The organism is Micromonospora sp. NPDC053740 (genome assembly GCF_040677775.1).
GTDB classification, from domain to species: domain Bacteria; phylum Actinomycetota; class Actinomycetes; order Mycobacteriales; family Micromonosporaceae; genus Micromonospora; species Micromonospora alfalfae.
This window is the reverse complement of record NZ_JBFASO010000008.1, coordinates 306534-325776: the sequence shown is the minus strand read 5'-3', so window position 1 is coordinate 325776 and position 19243 is coordinate 306534. Positions and strand designations below refer to the sequence as shown.

Here is a 19243-nt window from a genome sequence, read left to right as displayed (position 1 = left end):
GGTGAGCGGGCTCTGGGCGGACCTCGCCGACCTGGTGCTGCCCGCCGACTGCGCCGGTTGTCGGGAGCGCCGACCCGGCCTGCGGCACGGGGTCTGCCCAGCCTGTGTCGCGGCGCTCGGCGAACTGCGGCCCCGGGCGGTCCGCCCCACACCCGCCCCGCCGGGCCTGCCGTCCTGCGTCGCACTCGGCCCGTACGCGGGTCCGCTGCGTGAGGCTCTGCTGGCGTACAAGGAACACGGCCGACACGGGCTGGCTCGCCCGCTCGGCGCTCTGCTCGCCGAGGTCGTCGCGACGGCCGTTGGCGGGGCCCGTCCGCTGGCGTTGGTTCCGGTCCCGGACACCGCGGCGGCGGCCCGGTCCCGCTACGGGGACCACCTCGACCGGCTTGCCCGGCACTGCGCGGCCCGGCTGAACCGGAGCGGTTGGGCGGTGCGGGTGCACCGTCCGCTGCGGGCGTCGCCCCGGCCCGACTCGGTCACCCTTGACAGCGCCGGGCGCGCGGCGGCGGCCGAGGCGGCCTTCCAGCCCCGCTCGATCGGGCCGGGCCGGGGTCGTACCGGGGGCGCGACGCCGGTGGTGGTGCTGCTCGACGACATCGTCACCACCGGCGTGACCCTCGCCGCCGCGAGCCGGGTGCTGACCGCCACAGGATGGGCACCGAGTATGGCGGCGGTGCTCGCGGCGACCGAGAAAAGACACCAGTCGTAACCGATAGTGTTTCCGTTTCACCCGTTGGTGTATGAGCTGCGAAAAATCCTGGGCCGTCTCGGCAACATGGGGTGACTGCCGGGCAAACAGGAGTTAGCGTTTCGCTGTCGGGGGTAGGAGGTCGTTCCAACCGCCCCTGGCGGTGAGAGGAGGCGTAGCCGTACCAACCGGTCGACGCCAGCGGGTCTCCCCACGGCGCGCGGCCGGGCAACCGGATCGAAGACCGTCCGAACAAGGGAGGTCACGTGGACATCGTGGTCAAGGGCCGAAACGTCGAAGTGCCGGACCATTACCGGGTACACGTAGCCGAGAAACTCGCGAAGATCGAACGCTACGACCACAAACTTATTCGCGTTGATGTCGAGCTGTTTCACGAGCGCAATCCGCGCCAGGCCGACCACTGCCAGCGGGTGGAGATCACCTGCGTTTCCCGAGGTCCGGTGATTAGGGCCGAAGCCTGCACGAACGACTTCTACAGCGCGCTCGACGCGGCCATCGCGAAGCTCGACACCCGGCTACGCCGCGCTGCCGACCGCCGCCGCGTACACCGTGGTCGGCACGCGCCGATCTCCGTCGCCGAGGCCACAGCGGGCCTTCCGGTCGCGGACCTGGTGCCCAGCGCGCTGAGCGCGCCGAGCGACGGCGCCCGCGCCGGCACCGCTGTCGCGGAGCGGGTCGAAGAGGAGCAGGACGACCAGCCGTGGCACATCGCCCGGGAGAAGGTGCACCCGGCCGAGCCGATGACCATCGACGACGCCTTGTTCGAGATGGAGCTGGTCGGCCACGACTTCTACCTCTTCCAGGACAAGGAGTCCGGCCGCCCCAGCGTCGTCTACCGGCGCCACGCGTATGACTACGGCATCATCTCCCTCGCCACCTGACCGGTAACCGATCCGTGTCGATCATGGAGTTGTGGTGGGGAACGCCCACCACAACTCCATGATCTGTCAACGCAGGTCGGCCGGGAGCAGCGCGAAGGTCAGGTCGTCCAGACGGGTGCCGGCCAGCCCGGGCAGCCGGCCACGCTGAAGGCCCTCGCGCTGAAAACCGACCCGCTCCAGCACCCGGTGCGACGCGGTGTTGTCCGGCACCGTGCCCGCCGACAGTCGGGCGATACCGGCCGGACCGAACGCCCAGTCCGCGAGCAGCCGGACCGCCCTCGTCGCGTACCCCCGGCCGCGCCAGTCCGGCAGCAACGCGTAGCCGACCGACGCCTCGCCGGCGGCCACGTCCGTGTACGACAAGCCGCAACTGCCCACGGGCTCGCCGCTCGCCACATCCAGAATCAGCAGCCGGGCGATCTCGCCGGTCAGCCAGCCGCTCTGCGCGAGACGACAACGCCGCTCGATCGCCTCGCGGGTCGGTGGCACCGGTGGCGCCTGGTTCGCCACCACCTCGGGTCGGCTGTGCAGTCGGTACATCAGCGCCGCGTCGTCCGGCCCGAGTGGGCGCAGCCCCACCACCTGGTCGGTTAGCACCCCGCCGGGCAGGTCGGGCAGCAGCCGGGTGGCCGGGCCGGACGGATCACCGGCGACGCGTACCCAGGCCAGCAGATCGTGCCGACCCGCGTCGCCGGACGCACCGGCGGACCGGCGCAGACCCTCGTAGCGGAAGCCGGTGGCCAGCGCGACCCGCTGGCTCGGACCGTTCTCCGGTTCGGTCAGCAGCTCCAGTCTGGCCGCCCCGGCGGCGAACGCGTGCTCGCTCAGCGCGCGGGTCGCCGCGGTCGCCAGCCCGCGACCGCGCGCCGCCGGTCGCATCCAGTAACCGATCTCCAGCTGACCCCGGGCGGGCACCGGGTTGTTCAGCCCCACCGCGCCGAGCAGCCGATCCGTCGCGGGGTCTGCGACGGCGTACGCAGCGCCGCCGCCGGTCCAGGCCGCCGGGGCGCCGACCTCGATCCACCAGCGGGCGTCGGTCCCGGTGTACGGGGTCGGCAGGTTCGACACGAAGCGTTGAGTCAGCGGGTCCGCGCAGCCGTCGACCACGTCGGCGCTGTCCTCCGCGCGGAACGGGCGCAGCCGCACCCCGTGCGCCTCGACGACCGGCCGCAGACTCATCCCAGATCCTTCGCGAGAAGTGCCCCGACCCACACGTCCACCCTCTCGCCCCGGTGCTGCACGCCGCCTCGGGCGATTCCCTCGATCAGGAAGCCCGCCTTCTCCGCCGCCCGGCGGGAGGCGGTGTTGCCCACGTTCGCCTTCCACTCGATCCGCGCCAGGCCCAGCGTGCTGAACCCCCAGGCGCTCAGTGCCACCAGCGCGGCCGGCAGGTGACCCCGGCCACGGGCCGCCGGGGCGGTCATGAAGCCCACGTCGGCCAGCAGCGGGTCGGCGGGGGAGAGCCGCAGGTCGAGCGTCCCCACGTAACGGTCGTCGGAGTCGGCGATCACGAAGCAGGCGGCGTCCCCCCGAGCCCAGGCGTCCTGACCGTAAGCCTGGTAGCCCTGCGCGTCGGCACGCTCGTACGGGTCCGGCACCGTCGTCCAGCGGATGCTCTCCGGGTCCCGGCAGGTCTGCACCACGGCGTCCAGGTCCATCTCCTCCATGGGCCGCAGACGCAGCTCGCCGGCCCCGGTCTCGGCGAACAGGACGGGCTGCGAGCGGCCGAAGACGGCGGCCCGCCGCGCGGCGAGGGTGCCCGGTCCGGCCGGACCGGTCGACCCGGCGGCCGGCACCTCGCCGGGCAGCAGCGAGCCGATCCAGCCGTCCGCGCTGCCGGGCAGCGCCGGGTTGGCCAGCCGCAACCTGCCGTCGACCCGGAAACCGGCCCGCAGTGCCACCAGCCGGGAGGCGTGGTTGCCCACCTCGGCCTGCCAGATGAGCCGGCGAAGCCCGAGGGTGTCGAAGGACCAGCGGGCCACCGCCCGGGTCGCCCGGACCATCACGCCCCGACCACGCGCCCAGGGTGCCGTCCAGTAGCCGACCTCGCCGGTGCCGTCCTTGTCGATCGAGATCAGCCCACTGGAACCCAGCAGTTCCCCGGTGCTCGGGTCGCAGACCGCGAATGGCGCCCCGGTGCCCTCGGCCCAGGCCTTCCGGCTCATCTCGGTGACAAATCCGTGGGCGTGTTCCGGTCGGTACGGGCGCGGTACGGTGGTCCAACGCTGAATGTCCGGGTCCTGGCAGGCTCGGTGCACGGCCTCGGCATCCGTCTCTCGCCAGGGCCGCAGCAGCACGCCGTCCTCGATGATCTCCACGAGCTCCACCCGTGCATCCTGCCGTAGCGTTCGCCGACGGCGTAACCGGATAACGTTTGGGGCGTGTGCAGGACGCGAGTTATGTCGGGTTCGGCGGGGTCGAGCACCGCCACCAGTGACCATCGCGCCGATGGAGCGCCTACGATGGTTCGAGACTGTCTAGGGGAGCGTTGATCCGTGTCGATTCTGGAAAAGGTCCTTAACGCGGGCGAGGGCCGCATGGTGCGCCGGCTCAAGGCCATCGCCGCCGCCGTCACCTCGATCGAGGACGACTACGTCAACCTCACCGACGAGGAGCTGGCCGGCATGACCGAGCAGTTCCGGGAGCGGCTCGACGAGGGCGAGACCCTCGACGACCTGCTGCCGGAGGCGTTCGCGGTGGCCCGCGAAGCGGCTGCCAGGGTGCTCGGCCAGCGCCCGTACGACGTCCAGGTGATGGGCGGCGCGGCGCTGCACTTCGGCAACATCGCCGAGATGAAGACCGGTGAGGGTAAGACGCTGACCTCGGTCATGGCCGTCTACCTCAACGCGCTCTCCGGCAAGGGCGTCCACGTGATCACGGTCAACGACTACCTCGCCCAGCGTGACGCGGCGTGGATGGGCCGGGTGCACGAGTTCCTCGGGCTGACCGTCGGCGTGGTCCTGCCCAACCGGCCGGCCACCGAGCACAAGGCCGCCTACGAGTGCGACATCACCTACGGCACCAACAACGAGTTCGGCTTCGACTACCTGCGCGACAACATGGCCTGGTCGAAGGACGAGCTGGTGCAGCGCGGGCACAACTTCGCGGTGGTCGACGAGGTCGACTCCATCCTGATCGACGAGGCCCGCACCCCGCTGATCATCTCCGGCCCGGCCGAGCATTCCGCCCGCTGGTACGGCGAGTTCGCCGGCGTGGTGGCCAGGCTCCAGCCCGGCACCGACGGCGAGGGCGACTACGAGGTCGACCACTCCAAGCGCACCATCGCGGTGACCGAGCGGGGTGTCGCCAAGGTCGAGGACCGGCTCGGCATCGACAACCTGTACGAGTCGGTGAACACCCCGCTGGTCGGCTACCTCAACAACGCCATCAAGGCCAAGGAGCTCTACAAGCGCGACAAGGACTACATCGTCAGCGACGGTGAGGTCCTGATCGTCGACGAGTTCACCGGTCGCATCCTGCACGGCCGTCGCTACAACGAGGGCATGCACCAGGCGATCGAGGCCAAGGAGGGGGTGGAGATCAAGCAGGAGAACCAGACCCTGGCCACCATCACCCTCCAGAACTACTTCCGCCTCTACGAGAAGCTGTCCGGGATGACCGGTACGGCGCAGACCGAGGCGAGCGAGTTCAACAAGGTCTACAAGGTCGGCGTCGTGACCATCCCGACCCACCGCCCGATGGTTCGCGAGGACCGGCCGGACGTCATCTACAAGACGGAGAAGGCCAAGTTCAACGCCGTCATCGAGGACATCGCCGAGCGGCACCAGATGGGCCAGCCGGTGCTGGTGGGCACCGTCTCGGTGGAAAACTCCGAGATCCTCTCCCAACTGCTGCGCCGCCGTGGCATCCCGCACAACGTGCTGAACGCCAAGTTCCACGCCCGGGAGGCCGAGATCGTCGCCCAGGCGGGGCGTAAGGGCGCCGTCACAGTGGCGACCAACATGGCCGGTCGCGGCACCGACATCCTGCTCGGCGGCAACGCCGAGTTCCTCGCCGCGAACGAGCTGCGCCAGCGCGGCCTCGACCCGGTGGAAAACGAGGAAGAGTACGCCAAGGCGATGGAGGAGGTCCTTCCGACCTGGAAGCAGGCCTGCGATGCCGAGGCGGACGAGGTCTCCGCAGCCGGCGGCCTCTACGTGCTGGGCACCGAGCGGCACGAGTCCCGGCGGATCGACAACCAGCTGCGTGGTCGCGCCGGCCGGCAGGGCGACCCGGGCGAGTCCCGTTTCTACCTGTCACTGCAGGACGAGCTGATGCGGCGCTTCCGGGCCGGAGCGGTCGAGGCGGTGATGGAGCGCTTCAACATCCCGGAGGACGTGCCCATCGAGTCGAAGATGGTCACCCGGCAGATCAAGAGCGCCCAGGCCCAGATCGAGGGCCAGAACGCCGAGATCCGCAAGAACGTGCTCAAGTACGACGAGGTGCTCAACAAGCAGCGCCAGGTCGTCTACGCCGAGCGGCTCCGGGTGCTCAACGGTGAAGACCTCTCCGACCAGGTTCGCAACATGATCGACGACACCGTCGAGGCGTACGTGCGGGGTGCCACCTCGGACGGCTACGGCGAAGACTGGGACCTTGAGCAGCTCTGGTCCAGCCTCAAGCAGCTCTACCCGGTCGGCGTGACGATCGAGGAGTTGGAAGAGGAAGCCGGTGGCTCCCGGGCCGGCATGGACAGCGACTTCCTGGTCGCCCGCCTCAAGGACGACGCCAACGCCGCGTACGACCGGCGTGAGGAGCAGCTCGGCACCGAGGGGGTGCGCCAGCTCGAGCGGATGGTGCTGCTCCAGGTCATCGACCGCAAGTGGCGCGAGCACCTCTACGAGATGGACTACCTCCAGGAGGGCATCAACCTCCGGGCGTACGCCCAGCGCGACCCGGTGGTGGAATACCAGCGCGAGGGCTTCGACATGTTCGCCACCATGATGGACGGCATCAAGGAGGAGACCGTCGGTTTCCTCTACAACGTCGACGTCCAGGTGACCGAACCGGAGCCGGAGGAGGGGGCCGACGAGGTCACCCTGCTCGACAAGCCGGTGGAGATCCGGGCCAAGGGCCTCAACCAGGCGCCGCGTCGGCAGGGGCTGCAATACTCCGCCCCCACCATCGACGGTGAGGCCAGCCCGGGCGCTGTCGCCGTGGAGCAGGCCGAGCAGCAGGCTCCGGCGCTCGGTGTGGGCCGACCGGCTCCGGGTGCTCCGGCGGCACCGGGGCGGAGCGCCCCGTCCGCGCCGCAGCGGCCGGCATCCGGGCTGCGTGGCCCGGCAGTGCCGTCGGCCGCCGCCCGTCGGCCGGCACCGAACCAGGCGGAGGCGAGCAACGGCCCGTCCCGCAACGCGCCGTGCCCGTGTGGCTCGGGCCGCAAGTACAAGCGCTGCCACGGCGCACCCAACGGCGGCAACTGACCAACGGCAGCTGCACCGACAGCGTCTGACCGACGGGTCCCGGCCGAGCAGGCCGGGGCCCGTCGGTGTCTTGTGAGCCTCGCCGGCGAGCGGGGCAGGTGGGGTCAGAGCACGTGCAGGGCAACGCAGAGCCAGCGGCCCCGGCGATGTTCGAGGCGCAGTGCCATCGCCCAACTTCGGCCGGCCGCGCCGGTGAGGACGGCTGCCGCCTCCACCGCGGCCTCCCGGGGCTCGCAGACCCGCAGACGTAGCAACCGGACCAGTGGTCGGCCGGTGCGGCGGCGGGATGTCCCGGCCCGGCCGGATGCGCGGGCGAGTTCGGTCAGCAGGTCACCCGCCCGGGCCGGGTCGAGCAGCGCTCGCACCTGGGCCGGCGAGCGGTAGCCGTTGACCACCTCCAGGCAGGAGCCGACGAAGCGGTGCGCGGCCCGGGTGGTTTCCGGTGCTGTCGACGGCGGCAACGACGCGACCGGGTTGGTGGCGATGGACCGGTTGGGCACCGGGCGCAGGGCTGCTCGCCGCTCCGGCGGCCGGACCGGGCTGGGCCGGGTGGAGGCGAACAGGTCGAGGGCGAGTTGACCGTCGGTCGCCACCGGCCAGTACGACCCGTCGGTCTCGTCCACGTATGGCGGGTCGAAGGGCGGAACGGGGCGCAGCCGAACGGGTGGTCGGGAAGGACCGGGTCGCGCTCCGCTCATCGTGGCCCCTTGATCTTGCGTTTGCCTTCGTTTGCCTCCGACACGCTCGATTCTGAGCGACAGAACGGCCTCGGTCAATGCTTCGTGGCCTCCGCGGCCCGACAAGGCGCATGATCCACTCGGGTTCCTTGAAATCGCGTGGTCCCAGCAGCCCTGACGCCCCGACTTCCGTGAAACCGAGTGGATCATGCTCCGGGGTCAGGCTGGAGAGCGAATCGGGCTTCTCCTACTCGGGGTCGCGGTCGACCAGCGGGTTGCTCTGCACCCAGTCTGCTGTCTCGTCATATTTGCGCGCTATGTACTCCTCCAGTCGAGCGCGCTCGACGCGCCACTGGCCGCGTCCGCCGATCTTTATCGCCGGCAGTTCTCCGCTGCGCACCATGTGGTAGACCTGCGAGTCCGACACGTTGAGCTCGGCGGCCACGTCGGAGAGCAGCAGGAACCTCGGCTCCACAGGAACTCCCGGGGTTGATGTCGTTTGGCTCAGTTTGCCACCGACAGCCCTCGCCGCCCAGCACCGCACCGGGTCGGTGGCGGACCAACCACGCGGGACACACCGGCTGGGAACTTCCTCCGGCCGGAGGCGGGGTGTATGACGGTCACGGCGTGCGGCATGATCGGCGCCCGTGCCGGCGTCCGCCGGTGGTGGACGACGCGGGGAGACGACAGGTGACCGACGAGCTTGTCCGGGTGTACGTACCGGCGACGGTACCGATGCTGGCCCGGCTGCGTGTGGAGGGGCTGGCCGCCGACCAGGCGCACGCCGTGACTCCGGCCCTGCGCGAGTGGTACGCCGAGGGTGACGAGGAGGAGTTGGAGTACGTCGCCTTCACCCGGGCTGCCCAGGACGCCCTGCACCTGCTCCGGGCCGACCCGACCGCTCCCCGCCGTCGCGTGGTCATCTCGGTCGACCTGCCGGCGGCAGCGATCGGGCGTGGCGACGGTGAGTTGGGCTCCAGCGCTGTGACGTTGACCGACGCCGTGCCGGTGGGCGCCGTCGCGGCAATCCACGTGGACGGCGCGGATGCGGCCGAGGAGGTCGGCGCGGCGGTCGACGTCGTGGCCGAGGCGGCGGCTGGTGACCCTGATGCCCAGTTCACCGTCGACGGCGCAGAGGACCACGAGCTGGAGTGGTACGACGTGACGGAGCTGGACGACCTGCTACGCGCTACCGACTGAGCCGGACGCCGCCCCCGGTAGCAGCCTGAGTCGGACATCCGGCCCGGGCTTAAGGGACGTCTCGGTCAGGGGTTGATCAGTTTCCAGTCGCCCTCGGAGATGACGTCAACGGAACCAGCGTCCCGGCCCGGCAACAGGGGCTGCGGTCAGGCGTCAGCGAGCCGGGTCCGCCTTCGCCGGGTCCGCGTCGGCCGCGTCGGCTGCGTCGAACGTCTCGGCCGGGTCGGCGTCGAACGCCTTGGCGTAGCCCGGCTTGTCGTCCGCCGGGTCGACCTGGTCCGTGACGGGGTCCGGGCGGTGGGTCGGTTCGTCGTCGTCGCCGTGGGCCGGGCTGAGCGTGCGGCCGAACGCGATGAGCGCGGTGAGCGCCCCCACGAAGAGCACCCAGATGCCGTTGTCCACCCGCGAGGTGCCCAGCGATGTCTGGGCTACCGCGTCCGCCTCACTGAGCGCGCTGGCAAGGTCGAGCAGCGACCGGCCGCCAACCCTGATGATCACTTCGGCGAGCAGCAGGAGGAGCCCCGGCCCGGCGCCGGCGAGCAGGTAGGCCGGCCAGCGCAGCGCCGGGGCCTCGGGATCGCGGCGGACGGCTCGACGCCGTGCCCAGGTCAGGTATCCGAAGGCCAGTAGCCCGGCGAGCAGCCCGGCGACGAGCGATTCGGTACGCGACACCCACTTGGCCGCGTTGATCAACGATTCCTGGCTGTCGCCGGAGCCGAAGAGGTCGAACAGCGGGTCCCGGGCGCGGCTGAACGCGACAACGAAGATCAGCGTGCCCAGCGCGGCGGTGATGACAGCTCCGACCGCCGGGGCGGTCCGCGCGCCGGCCAGCGCGCCCCCGATGATCGCCGCAGCCGCCGTGGTGCCGGCGATCACGTTGGTGGTGGACGTGTCGAAGTAGGTGAGGTTGATGGCCACCGCGGCAGCAAGCCCGACCAGCATTCCGCCGCCGATCGCCCCGGCGAAGCGAAGGGTGGCCCAGTCGCCGTAGCGGCGGGCCAGCAGGTTGCCACCGGCCAGTGCGACGGCCGCCCCGGCCACCAGCGCGGCCGAGATCACGCCGGGCAGGGCGAACGCGGAGAGGCTGATCGCGGTGACCCCGGCCGCCGCCGAGGTGATGGCCTCCCGGGTGGACCAGAGCATGGCGGCCAGCCAACCGAGCGCCAGCAGCGCGAGCACTGCGGCGCCGGGGGCGGGCAGCGGCCGACTGCCGGCGCTGGCCGCGTCGACCGCCGGCTCGTCCGACTCAGCGGCCGGGACGCGGCCGGGCTGCTTGGTCATCGTCTCCCCTTCGAGGCGGCAGGTCACCGACCATTCAGGGTACGCGGGCCCGCTGGGCTGGCTGTCGCCCCGGGACGGATCGAGAGCGGTCGGTAAGGGGAGGAGGGGTGGGGCGGTCCTTGGCGCAGGGCGGTGGCGGAGGTGGGTCGCGTGGCCCGTCGTGGGAGAATCAGGGGAGGTCCCGCCGCTGCTCGGCCTCCCGTGCGGCGTCCGGTGTCCGGCCATCCGGTCGGTGCCCGCGGGTCCGGTTTCGCCACTGCTGTCGAGATCGCCAGGAGCCTTGATGGATGCCGTGTTCTCCGTTCCCGAGCCGCGCAACGAGCCGGTTCGCAACTACGAGCCGGGCAGCCCCGACCGGGACCGGCTCCAGCGGCGGCTGACCGAACTCGCCGCCGAGCGCATCGACCTGCCGATGACCATCGGCGGTGAGCAGCGGATGGCCGGCGGTGACCCGATCAACGTGGTGCAGCCGCACAAGCACGCCCACGTGCTGGGGGTGACCGCGCACGCCACCCACGACGACGCGCGCGCCGCGACCAGGGCGGCAAAGGACGCCGCACCCATGTGGCGGGCGCTGCCCTTCGAGGAACGCGCCGCGATCTTCCTGCGCGCCGCCGAGCTGCTCGCCGGCCCCTGGCGGGACACGCTCAACGCCGCCACCATGCTCGGCCAGTCGAAGACCGCGATCCAGGCTGAGATCGACGCGGCGTGCGAGTTCATCGACTTCCTGCGGTTCAACGTGCACTTCGCGCGTCGCCTGCTCGAGGAGCAGCCGGCGTCCTCGCCCGGCGTCTGGAACCGCTTCGACCACCGCCCGCTGGAGGGCTTCGTCTACGCGGTCACCCCGTTCAACTTCACCGCCATCGCCGGCAACCTGCCGTCGGCGCCGGCCCTGCTGGGCAACACGGTGGTCTGGAAGCCGGGGCCGACCCAGCAGTTCGCCGCGCACTTCACCATGCGGCTGTTCGAGGCCGCCGGCCTGCCGCCCGGCGTGATCAACATGGTCACCGGCCGGGGCGAGGAGGTCTCGGATGTCGTGCTCGCCGACCCGGATCTGGCCGGCATCCACTTCACCGGTTCGACGAAGGTGTTCCAGCAGTTGTGGCGGACGGTGGGAGACAACATCTCCCGTTACCGGGGCTACCCGCGCCTGGTCGGCGAGACCGGCGGCAAGGACTTCGTCGTCGCGCACACCAGCGCAGACGTTGACGCGTTGCACACCGCGCTGATCCGTGGCGCGTACGAGTACCAGGGCCAGAAGTGCTCGGCGGCCTCGCGGGCGTACGTGCCGCGCTCGATCTGGGAGGGTGGGCTGCGGGACCGGCTGGCCGCCACCGCCGACTCGCTGACCTACGGTGACGTAGCCGACTTCGGCAACTTCGGCGGCGCGGTGATCGACGACAAGGCGTTCGCCCGGCACACCGCCGCGCTGGAGCTGATCGCCGGTGACGACAGTTGCCGGGTGCTGGCCGGTGGCACCGCCGACGACTCGGTCGGCTACTTCGTGCGACCGACGCTCTTCGAGTGCGGCGACGCCGCCCACGAGACCTTCACCACCGAGTACTTCGGGCCGATCCTGGGCGTGCACGTGTTCGACGACGCCCGCTTCGACGACGTGGTCGCGCAGGCGGAGTCGATCGCCCCGTACGCGCTGACCGGCTCGGTGTTCGCCACCGACCGCCGGGTCGTCGAGTCGGTCGGCGAGCGCATGCGGTACGCGGCCGGCAACTTCTACATCAACGACAAGCCGACCGGCGCGGTGGTCGGGCAGCAGCCCTTCGGCGGCGCCCGTGCCAGCGGCACCAACGACAAGGCCGGCTCCTGGCTGAACCTGGTCCGCTGGGTCTCCCCGCGGACGATCAAGGAGACCTTCGTTCCGCCGACCGACCACACGTACCCGCACATGGGCTGACCGGCGACGACCCGCCGGCGGCGCGCGTGGGCGCCGCCGGCGGACGCCCGGAATGTGGCAATCCATCGATAGTCCTCAGCGGACAGTCTGCCGCCGACAGTGCACTTAGGAAGTCCTGTCGGGTGGCAAACCGGCAAATCCTGGACGCCGGGTGCGCAAAGTGGCAGCGTAGTGGCCATGGCGGATTCCGGAGTCAACCCTACGGCGGCGGCCCTGCTCGGCCTCCTCCACGAGGGCCCGATGACAGGCGGTCAGTTGATGGCCGCCGCTGAGCGCCGTCTGGCGCCGTACTGGTCGATGACCCGCAGTCAGGTGTACCGCGAGTTGCCGGTGCTGGCTGAGCGGGGTTACGTGCGGCTCGGCAAGCCGGGCCCGCGGATGAGCCAGCCCTACGCACTCACCGCCAGCGGAAAACGGACGTTTTCCCGCTGGCTCGCGGAGAACCCGGGGCGGGACACCATCCGCAACCCGATAGCGCTCCGGATGGCCTTCGGCAACCTGCACTCGGCCAGCCAGCTGAAGGGCCTGTACGCCTCGGCCAACGAATACCACACCGAGGCCCTCGCCCAGGTCCGGGAGCAGGTGAAGAACGCCAAACGGGACGGCGAGACGTACGACGCCAGCGCGCTGGAGTTCGCCGTCGCCTACCACCGGGCGGCCCTGTCGTGGTTGAAGTCCGCCCCCGTCGGGTGACGGTCAGCGGGTTCGTGCATAGGGAACGAGCTGCTCCGCTCCCGGCACAGTACGCTTGTCTGTCGTGACCGCTGCCGATTACGCCGAACAGCTCAAGGAACTCGACGCGACCCTGCGAAACATCGAGGCCGTCCTCAACCTCGACCGGCTCCACGAGGACAAGGCCCGCCTGGAGCAGGAGGCATCCGCCCCCGACCTGTGGGACGACCAGGCCAAGGCCCAGCAGGTGACCTCGCAGCTGTCGTACGTCAACGGCGAGATCAGCAAGCTGGGCAGCCTGCGTTCCGGCCTCGACGACGCCCAGGTGCTGTTGGAGCTGGCCGAGGCCGAGGCCGACCCGGGTGTGCTGACCGAGGTCGAGTCGGAGATCACCGGGTTGACCAAGGCCATCCAGGAGATGGAGGTCCGTACCCTGCTCTCCGGCGAGTACGACTCCCGGGAGGCGCTGGTCGCCATCCGGGCCGGCGCGGGTGGCGTGGATGCCGCGGACTTCGCCGAGATGCTGCTGCGGATGTACCTGCGCTGGGCGGAGCGGCACGGCTACCCCACCGAGGTCTACGAGACCTCGTACGCCGAGGAGGCGGGCCTGAAGTCGGCCACCTTCGCGGTCAAGGTGCCGTACGCGTACGGCACGCTCAGCGTCGAGTCGGGCACGCACCGGCTGGTCCGGATCAGCCCGTTCGACAACCAGGGTCGTCGGCAGACCAGCTTCGCGGGCGTCGAGGTTCTGCCGGTCACCGAGCAGACCGACCACATCGACATCCCGGAGAACGAGGTTCGGGTCGATGTCTACCGCTCCTCCGGGCCTGGTGGGCAGAGCGTCAACACGACCGACTCGGCGGTGCGCCTGACGCACATCCCGACCGGCATCGTGGTGACCTGCCAGAACGAGAAGTCCCAGCTGCAGAACAAGGCCTCCGCGCTGCGGGTGCTCCAGGCCCGGCTCCTGGAGCGCAAGCGCCAGGAGGAGGAAGAGAAGATGGCCGGCCTCAAGAGCGGCAGCACGAGCTCGTGGGGCGACCAGATGCGCTCCTACGTCCTGCACCCGTATCAGATGGTGAAGGATCTCCGAACCGAGCAGGAGACCGGCAATCCGAGCGGGGTCTTCGACGGCGACCTCGACGATTTCATCGAGGCCGGCATCCGTTGGCGCAAGCAGCGGCAGCTCGCCAACGACGGTGCGTGACGGCGCGCGGGCGGAGCGCGTCGTCGATCTCCAGGTAGGAGCCTGATTCGACGACTCGTGCCGGATCGGCGGGGCGTGGGGCTTGGCTCAGTTGTTACACCGCGTAGACTCACCACCCGTGATTCAGCTTGAGCAAGTGACGAAGACGTACCCGAAGGCGTCCCGGCCTTCGCTCGACAACGTGTCCGTCTCGATCGAGAAGGGCGAGTTCGTCTTCTTCATCGGTCCATCCGGCTCCGGCAAGTCCACGATCATCAAAATGCTGCTGCACGAGGTGGCCCCCAACAAGGGGCGCGTCGTCGTCAACGGCAAGGACGTCACGTCGATGCGTTCCTGGAAGCGACCCCACTTCCGGCGCTCGATCGGCTGCGTCTTCCAGGACTTCCGGCTGCTGCCCAACCGCACCGCCTACGAGAACGTGGCGTTCGCCCTCGAGGTGATCGGCAAGACGAAGGCGGTTGCCCGCCGGGTCGTGCCGGAGGTGCTGGAGTTGGTCGGGCTCGGTGGCAAGGAGCACCGCTACCCGCACGAGCTCTCCGGTGGTGAGCAGCAGCGGGTCGCCGTCGCCCGGGCGTTCGTGAACCGTCCGCTGATCCTGCTGGCGGACGAGCCCACCGGAAACCTGGACCCGGACACCTCGATTGAGATCATGCGCCTGCTGGACCGGATCAATCGCACCGGCACGACCGTCGTGATGGTCACCCACGACTCCAACATCGTGAACCAGATGCGCCGCCGCGTCGTTGAGATTGAGAGCGGTCGCATCGTGCGTGACCAGGCCCGCGGCGTCTACGGGTGAGCCGGCGCTCCACCCCTGCGCAGCCTGACGACGAACACCTCATGCCGGAGACCCGGAGGAAATCCCGATGCGCGTGAAATACGTCCTGTCCGAGGTACTGGTCGGACTGTGGCGCAACGTGACCATGTCCATCGCGATGATCATCACGATGGCGGTCTCGCTGACCATGCTCGGCGCCAGCGGTCTCATGTACCGCCAGGTCGACGACATGAAGGACCTCTACTACAAGAACATCGAAGTCTCGATCTTCTTGACCCAGGAGGTGACCGAGCAGGAGCGCACCGACCTCCAGACCAAGCTCGACAGCGACCCCCTGGTCAAGGACGTCCTCTACGTCAACAAGGACGAGGCGTACAAGCGCTTCAAGGAGATGTACCAGGACGCGCCGGACCTGGTGAACGCGGTCAAGCCGGACCAGCTTCCCGAGGCGTTCCGGCTCAAGCTGAACAACCCGGAGCAGTACAAGGACGTCTACGAGCAGTACAAGGACACCGCGGGCGTCGAGGAGATCATCGACCAGAGTCGACTGCTCGACAAGATCTTCAACATCCTCACCTCGATCCAGAACATCGCCCTGGCTGCCGCCATCGTGATGGCGATCGCCGCCCTGCTGCTGGTCGCGAACACCATTCAGGTGGCCGCGTACAGCAAGCGGCGTGAGGTGGCGGTCATGAAGCTGGTTGGCGCGTCCAACTGGTTCATCCAGGCGCCGTTCGTGCTGGAGGCCGTGGTGGCCGGCCTGATCGGTTCACTGCTCGGTCTGGTGGCCCTGGTCGCGGCGAAGTATCTGCTCTTCGACGGGTCGTTGAGTGCGTTGCAGGGTCTGCTCTCGCCGATCACCTGGGGCGACATCCTGTTCATCTTCCCGCTGATGGCCGGCGTGGGTGGTCTGGTCAGCGCGGGCACCGCCTGGATCACCCTGCGCTTCTACCTGCGGGTCTAGGCACCGTACGGGTCGTCCCGTCGCCTCCCGAGGACCCTCCCGCAGCCGGAAATAAACGGCGCGGGAGGGTCCTTGTCATTCGGGTAGCATGATCGGTTGTCCGGCCGGGGTGAGCCCGGCCGCGGACGCCAGGAGAGGGGGTGGCACCGATGCCACGGGAAAAGGGGCGCAAGGTGGTCGCCTCCAACAAGAAGGCGCGTCACGACTACGCCATCTTCGACACGTACGAGGCGGGCATGGCGCTGACCGGCACCGAGGTCAAGTCGCTTCGGGCCGGAAGAGCATCACTTGTCGACGCGTTCGCGCAGGAACGTGACGGCGAGTTGTTCCTGCACGCGATGCACATCCCGGAGTACACCCAGGGCACCTGGACCAACCATGAGCCCCGGCGTACCCGCAAGCTGCTGCTGAACCGGGGTGAGATCGACAAGCTCCTCGGCAGGACCCGCGAGGGCGGTTTCACCATCGTCCCGTTGCAGGTCTACTTCTCGGACGGCTGGGCCAAGGTCGAGATCGCCCTGGCCAAGGGCAAGAAGTCGTACGACAAGCGCCAGGACCTCGCCAAGCGGGACGCGGACCGGGAGATCGCCCGGGTGTCCGGTCGACGCGGCAAGGGGATGGACGACTAGGTCATCCCGTTTGTCCGGGTCGGCGTGCCGGCCCGGGGCTCGGGATGAAAGCTGTTGCGGCAGGCGTTAGTCTTGTCAGTGCCGCCACATCGGCGGCCTGTCGAGGGGGTGACTGGTTTCGACTTCGTACGCAGCGACAGGGGAAGCGAGCCGAGGAAGCCGACGTCGTCTCGAGAATCGGTCGTCGGAAACTTATAAGCGCCAAGCAAAATCGCGCTGACTTCGCTCTCGCCGCCTGAGGCGAGTAGCTAAGTCTGTCGGCCTGGGAACGCCTTCGTCCCAGTAGCCGGCATCAGCTAGGAGGCTGGCCAATCGGACCCGGTCGCGGGGTCCGTGCGGCGAGATTAATCAGCGACTGGGCCCGTCACACCAACTTGCTCGCGTGAGCGGTGGGGCCGAGTAGAGGCACAGCGAGCTGCGCTCGGAGAAGCCCTGACAAACCGGCGAAGGACCCGGGTTCGATTCCCGGCACCTCCACCACCTCGAACGAAGCGCCCCGGCCCACCAGCCGGGGCGCTTCGTTGTTCGCGGGGTCTTACGCTGCCCCCTGTGACAAACCAGGAGCTGCGCCTGTCGGTCGGCGCGTCGCCCGGCCAGCGTGTCGTGGCGGTGGTGTTCGGCGTCCTGCTCACGGCCGTCGGCGCGGCGTTCGTGGCGCTGCCTCTCGTCGCCGACGGGCTGTTGCGCCGACTGACCGGGCCGGGTGACGCGTTCGCCTCCTATGAGGAGGCTCGCGACCTGCCGCCGGGGCTGCTGCCGCCCGGGCTACGCGACTCCGCCGACCCGAACCAGTCCGGCCCCAGCCCGTTCATCGGCCTGTGCGGCCTGCCCTTCGTCCTGCTCGGCCTCTACCTGGTGCTGCGGGTGCTCCGCACGGCCGCCTGGCTGGACGGCAGCCGGGCGCGGGTACGCGGTGCGCTGCGCACCAGCACCGTCGACCTCGCCACCGCCCGGATCGAGGCCGGCGCTGTGTCGTACCGCGAGGCGGACGACGACGGTCCGGCCGGCGGACCTCAGACGCGGGCCATCCTCGCGACCGCCCCGGGGAGCGCCCGGGGGGTCACCATCCCACTGCGCGGCATGGGGCTGCCCGTCCTGCCGCCGTCCGAGCTGCGAGCGCTGGCCGAGGCGATCACCACGGGTCGACCGGGCGACGAGCGGGCCGGTGACGCGCGCGCCGTGGCCGACCGCCTGCGCCGGCTGGCGGAGCGTACGTCGGCCGACTGAGCCGGGTCGTACTCCCAGCAGGCCTGCGCGGCGCTGGAGGCCGCATCAACGGGGCTGGTGGGGTCACTGGGGTCAACGGGGCAGATGAGACGGCTCAGGGCCCTGGACAGGGCGGTCCGGGCAGCCTCACCATCGCGGTATGGGGTAGCAGCGCCGCAGCGCGGGAGGTGCCATGGTCACCGGTCCGGTCCAGCAGCCGTCAGTCGTCGCCCGACCGCGCGTCGCGCATCCGGCGGGGCTCCCCGCCGATCCACATTCCATCGGTCTACCCGGCGCCCCGCGCCCGGCCGGCCTCGCCGGTGACGTGCACGCCCTCGGCCGGGCAGTCGCCGTCGCCAGCACCGACCCGTGCTGGCGCGAGGAGGTTCTCCTTCGGCTGCGTCCGGTGCGCACGGGCTTCGCCGAGCACGTCCGGGTGACCGAAGGTCCCACCGGCCTATACCGGGAGTTGCTCACCCAGTCGCCGCGGCTGGACCACGGGGTGCGGCTGCTGACCCGGGAACACGTGGCGATCGTCGCCGCGATCCTGGCGGTTCAGCAGATCGCCGAGCGGCCCGAGACGCGCCCCGATGAGTTGCGACACCGGGCCGGGCACCTGCTGCGCCGGTTGGCCCGGCATCGGCGGCGCGGCGCCGACCTGCTCTGGGAGGCGTACCAGACGGATCTGGGAGGCGAGACCTGAGCTCAGGTGGGGAACCGGCCGGTCGGCGGAGGCGTCGAACCGTACATGAATCGGCCTGCCCTGCTGCTCGTACTCCCGTTGCTGCTGATGGCCGGCTGTGCCGCGACCGACGCCGGTCCGGCCGGCGGCCCGCCCAACCCGACGCACGGGGCGGAGGCCTTCGACCAGCGCGCCGCTGAGGTCGCCGAGGCGTGGCGGCCCGGCCCCGACTGGCGCACCGGCTACGTGCCGTTGGAGGGGCCGACACTGCTCACCGGTGACCCGGGCTTCACCCCCGAGACCGAGGCGGCCTTCCGGGCCGGGTGGTACCGCGAGCAGGTCGGAATACCGCCCACCCGGGTCGGCGGCGAGATCCAATTCCCGGACGGACGGTTGACGCTGCCGTTGGTCAGCGCCGCCGAGGCGTACCGGCAGCTCGACCAGGGTGACCCACTGCCCTGCCCGGGGCGGCCGAAGCGGCCCGGACGGCCCACCCCCGGCGGCCCCACCGTCGAACCAGGGCCCGACGGATGGGCCACGAGCAGCACGCAGACCGCCTGCCTCCCGCTCACCGTCACCGCTGTCACGTTGGGCGCCGTGCCGGTGCGCACGAGTCGGGGCGTGGCGCAGGTCCCGGCCTGGCTGTTCACCATCAAGGAGTTGGCCACCCCCGTGGTCCGGCTCGCCGTCGCGCCCACGGCGGTCACCCCCGTCCCCGAGCCGACCCCGCCGGCCCGGCCGCTGCCGGACGGGTTGGTGGCGGCCCAGGACCTGGCCGCCGTCGACGACGCCCGGCTGACGGTGCGCCTCGGCGTCGGCGCGTGCGACACCGGGATCACGCCGTTGGTGTGGGAACGGCCGGACGTCGTGGTGGTCGGTGGCGGTGTCACCCGGGCCACCGGCGAATGCATCGCAATGCTGAAACTGGAGCCGGTCACCGTAACCCTCGCGGCGCCGCTGGGCAGCCGCCCGGTGCTGGACGTCTTCACCGGCGCCCCGCTGGCGATCGCACCGCGCTGATC

The 19243-nt window shown here is 70.4% G+C and carries 18 protein-coding genes and 1 other RNA gene; 14 read left to right on the top strand and 5 right to left on the bottom strand.

Translation table 11 applies throughout. The features are described from left to right. Position 1 precedes the first annotated feature (1 nt). Positions 2 to 709, top strand: a complete 708-nt coding sequence (locus tag AB0K35_RS22480; protein WP_363887299.1) for a ComF family protein — start codon at positions 2 to 4, stop codon at positions 707 to 709. 245 nt (positions 710 to 954) lie between these two features. Then, positions 955 to 1590, top strand: a complete 636-nt coding sequence (gene raiA, locus AB0K35_RS22475) for a ribosome-associated translation inhibitor RaiA (protein ID WP_210784508.1) — start codon at positions 955 to 957, stop codon at positions 1588 to 1590. 66 nt (positions 1591 to 1656) lie between these two features. On the opposite strand, the gene AB0K35_RS22470 is transcribed toward raiA, so the two are convergent. Together AB0K35_RS22470 and AB0K35_RS22465 are read right to left on the bottom strand one after the other, a co-directional pair. Continuing rightward, positions 1657 to 2769 (bottom strand): GNAT family N-acetyltransferase, encoded by a 1113-nt coding sequence (locus AB0K35_RS22470; RefSeq protein WP_363887297.1) that lies wholly within the window; start codon positions 2767 to 2769, stop codon positions 1657 to 1659. Beyond that, positions 2766 to 3917: a GNAT family N-acetyltransferase gene (locus AB0K35_RS22465; RefSeq protein ID WP_238666593.1), complete on the bottom strand. Its 1152-nt coding sequence runs from the start codon at positions 3915 to 3917 to the stop codon at positions 2766 to 2768. The genes AB0K35_RS22470 and AB0K35_RS22465 overlap by 4 nt, the downstream gene beginning before the upstream one ends. 168 nt (positions 3918 to 4085) lie before the next feature. Between AB0K35_RS22465 and secA the strand changes: the two genes are divergently transcribed. Further along, entirely contained in the window at positions 4086 to 7013 is a 2928-nt protein-coding gene (secA, locus tag AB0K35_RS22460) for a preprotein translocase subunit SecA (protein ID WP_238666592.1), read from the top strand. A 104-nt stretch (positions 7014 to 7117) separates the two neighbouring features. Here secA and AB0K35_RS22455 read toward each other — a convergent pair whose 3' ends face one another. Together AB0K35_RS22455 and AB0K35_RS22450 are read right to left on the bottom strand one after the other, a co-directional pair. After that, positions 7118 to 7711, bottom strand: coding sequence for an Rv3235 family protein (locus AB0K35_RS22455; RefSeq protein ID WP_238666591.1), 594 nt, complete (start codon positions 7709 to 7711; stop codon positions 7118 to 7120). Between the two features lie 226 nt (positions 7712 to 7937). Beyond that, a complete protein-coding gene (locus tag AB0K35_RS22450) occupies positions 7938 to 8165 on the bottom strand; it encodes a helix-turn-helix domain-containing protein (protein WP_030490852.1) in 228 nt (75 codons plus the stop codon). 215 nt (positions 8166 to 8380) lie between these two features. On the opposite strand from AB0K35_RS22450, the gene AB0K35_RS22445 reads away from it, so the two are divergent. Continuing rightward, positions 8381 to 8890 carry a hypothetical protein gene (locus tag AB0K35_RS22445; RefSeq protein ID WP_363887293.1) on the top strand — a complete coding sequence of 170 codons (510 nt, stop codon included), beginning with the start codon at positions 8381 to 8383 and terminating at the stop codon, positions 8888 to 8890. 153 nt (positions 8891 to 9043) lie between these two features. Here AB0K35_RS22445 and AB0K35_RS22440 read toward each other — a convergent pair whose 3' ends face one another. Next, complete coding sequence (locus tag AB0K35_RS22440) at positions 9044 to 10171, bottom strand: hypothetical protein (protein ID WP_238666589.1); 1128 nt, start codon at positions 10169 to 10171, stop codon at positions 9044 to 9046. A gap of 283 nt (positions 10172 to 10454) precedes the next feature. Here AB0K35_RS22440 and pruA point away from each other — a divergent pair, with 283 nt between their 5' ends. The 10 genes from pruA to AB0K35_RS22390 all read left to right on the top strand — a co-directional run bounded on the left by pruA (position 10455) and on the right by AB0K35_RS22390 (position 19241). Next, a complete protein-coding gene (gene pruA / locus AB0K35_RS22435) occupies positions 10455 to 12083 on the top strand; it encodes an L-glutamate gamma-semialdehyde dehydrogenase (RefSeq protein ID WP_238666588.1) in 1629 nt (542 codons plus the stop codon). A 177-nt stretch (positions 12084 to 12260) separates the two neighbouring features. Beyond that, on the top strand, positions 12261 to 12776 hold the full coding sequence (locus AB0K35_RS22430; RefSeq protein WP_238666587.1) for a PadR family transcriptional regulator: 516 nt from the start codon (positions 12261 to 12263) through the stop codon (positions 12774 to 12776). A gap of 64 nt (positions 12777 to 12840) precedes the next feature. Next, entirely contained in the window at positions 12841 to 13962 is a 1122-nt protein-coding gene (prfB, locus tag AB0K35_RS22425) for a peptide chain release factor 2 (RefSeq protein WP_238666586.1), read from the top strand. A 118-nt stretch (positions 13963 to 14080) separates the two neighbouring features. After that, positions 14081 to 14761 carry a cell division ATP-binding protein FtsE gene (gene ftsE, locus AB0K35_RS22420; RefSeq protein ID WP_030331491.1) on the top strand — a complete coding sequence of 227 codons (681 nt, stop codon included), beginning with the start codon at positions 14081 to 14083 and terminating at the stop codon, positions 14759 to 14761. Positions 14762 to 14828: 67 nt separating this feature from the next. Further along, positions 14829 to 15704, top strand: a complete 876-nt coding sequence (gene ftsX / locus AB0K35_RS22415; RefSeq protein WP_238666585.1) for a permease-like cell division protein FtsX — start codon at positions 14829 to 14831, stop codon at positions 15702 to 15704. A 149-nt stretch (positions 15705 to 15853) separates the two neighbouring features. Continuing rightward, the gene (gene smpB, locus AB0K35_RS22410; protein WP_124854050.1) at positions 15854 to 16333 is read left to right on the top strand and encodes an SsrA-binding protein SmpB; all 480 of its coding nucleotides are present in this window, start codon (positions 15854 to 15856) and stop codon (positions 16331 to 16333) included. 104 nt (positions 16334 to 16437) lie between these two features. Next, positions 16438 to 16813, top strand: a transfer-messenger RNA (tmRNA) gene (ssrA, locus tag AB0K35_RS22405). Positions 16814 to 16882: 69 nt separating this feature from the next. After that, positions 16883 to 17560 carry a hypothetical protein gene (locus AB0K35_RS22400; RefSeq protein WP_363887289.1) on the top strand — a complete coding sequence of 226 codons (678 nt, stop codon included), beginning with the start codon at positions 16883 to 16885 and terminating at the stop codon, positions 17558 to 17560. 172 nt (positions 17561 to 17732) lie between these two features. Then, complete coding sequence (locus tag AB0K35_RS22395; RefSeq protein ID WP_238666583.1) at positions 17733 to 18242, top strand: hypothetical protein; 510 nt, start codon at positions 17733 to 17735, stop codon at positions 18240 to 18242. 45 nt (positions 18243 to 18287) lie between these two features. Continuing rightward, on the top strand, positions 18288 to 19241 hold the full coding sequence (locus AB0K35_RS22390; RefSeq protein ID WP_363887287.1) for a hypothetical protein: 954 nt from the start codon (positions 18288 to 18290) through the stop codon (positions 19239 to 19241). The last annotated feature ends 2 nt before the right edge of the window (positions 19242 to 19243 follow it).

Excerpts from the sequence above, each read along its gene's own strand:
- AB0K35_RS22470 (WP_363887297.1), bottom strand. The coding sequence starts at position 2,769 with ATGAGTCTGCGGCCGGTCGTCGAGGCGCACGGGGTGCGGCTGCGCCCG.
- AB0K35_RS22455 (WP_238666591.1), bottom strand. The coding sequence starts at position 7,711 with ATGAGCGGAGCGCGACCCGGTCCTTCCCGACCACCCGTTCGGCTGCGC.
- AB0K35_RS22440 (WP_238666589.1), bottom strand. The coding sequence starts at position 10,171 with ATGACCAAGCAGCCCGGCCGCGTCCCGGCCGCTGAGTCGGACGAGCCG.
- pruA (WP_238666588.1), top strand. The coding sequence starts at position 10,455 with ATGGATGCCGTGTTCTCCGTTCCCGAGCCGCGCAACGAGCCGGTTCGC.
- AB0K35_RS22430 (WP_238666587.1), top strand. The coding sequence starts at position 12,261 with ATGGCGGATTCCGGAGTCAACCCTACGGCGGCGGCCCTGCTCGGCCTC.
- ftsX (WP_238666585.1), top strand. The coding sequence starts at position 14,829 with ATGCGCGTGAAATACGTCCTGTCCGAGGTACTGGTCGGACTGTGGCGC.
- smpB (WP_124854050.1), top strand. The coding sequence starts at position 15,854 with ATGCCACGGGAAAAGGGGCGCAAGGTGGTCGCCTCCAACAAGAAGGCG.
- AB0K35_RS22395 (WP_238666583.1), top strand. The coding sequence starts at position 17,733 with ATGGTCACCGGTCCGGTCCAGCAGCCGTCAGTCGTCGCCCGACCGCGC.
- AB0K35_RS22390 (WP_363887287.1), top strand. The coding sequence starts at position 18,288 with ATGAATCGGCCTGCCCTGCTGCTCGTACTCCCGTTGCTGCTGATGGCC.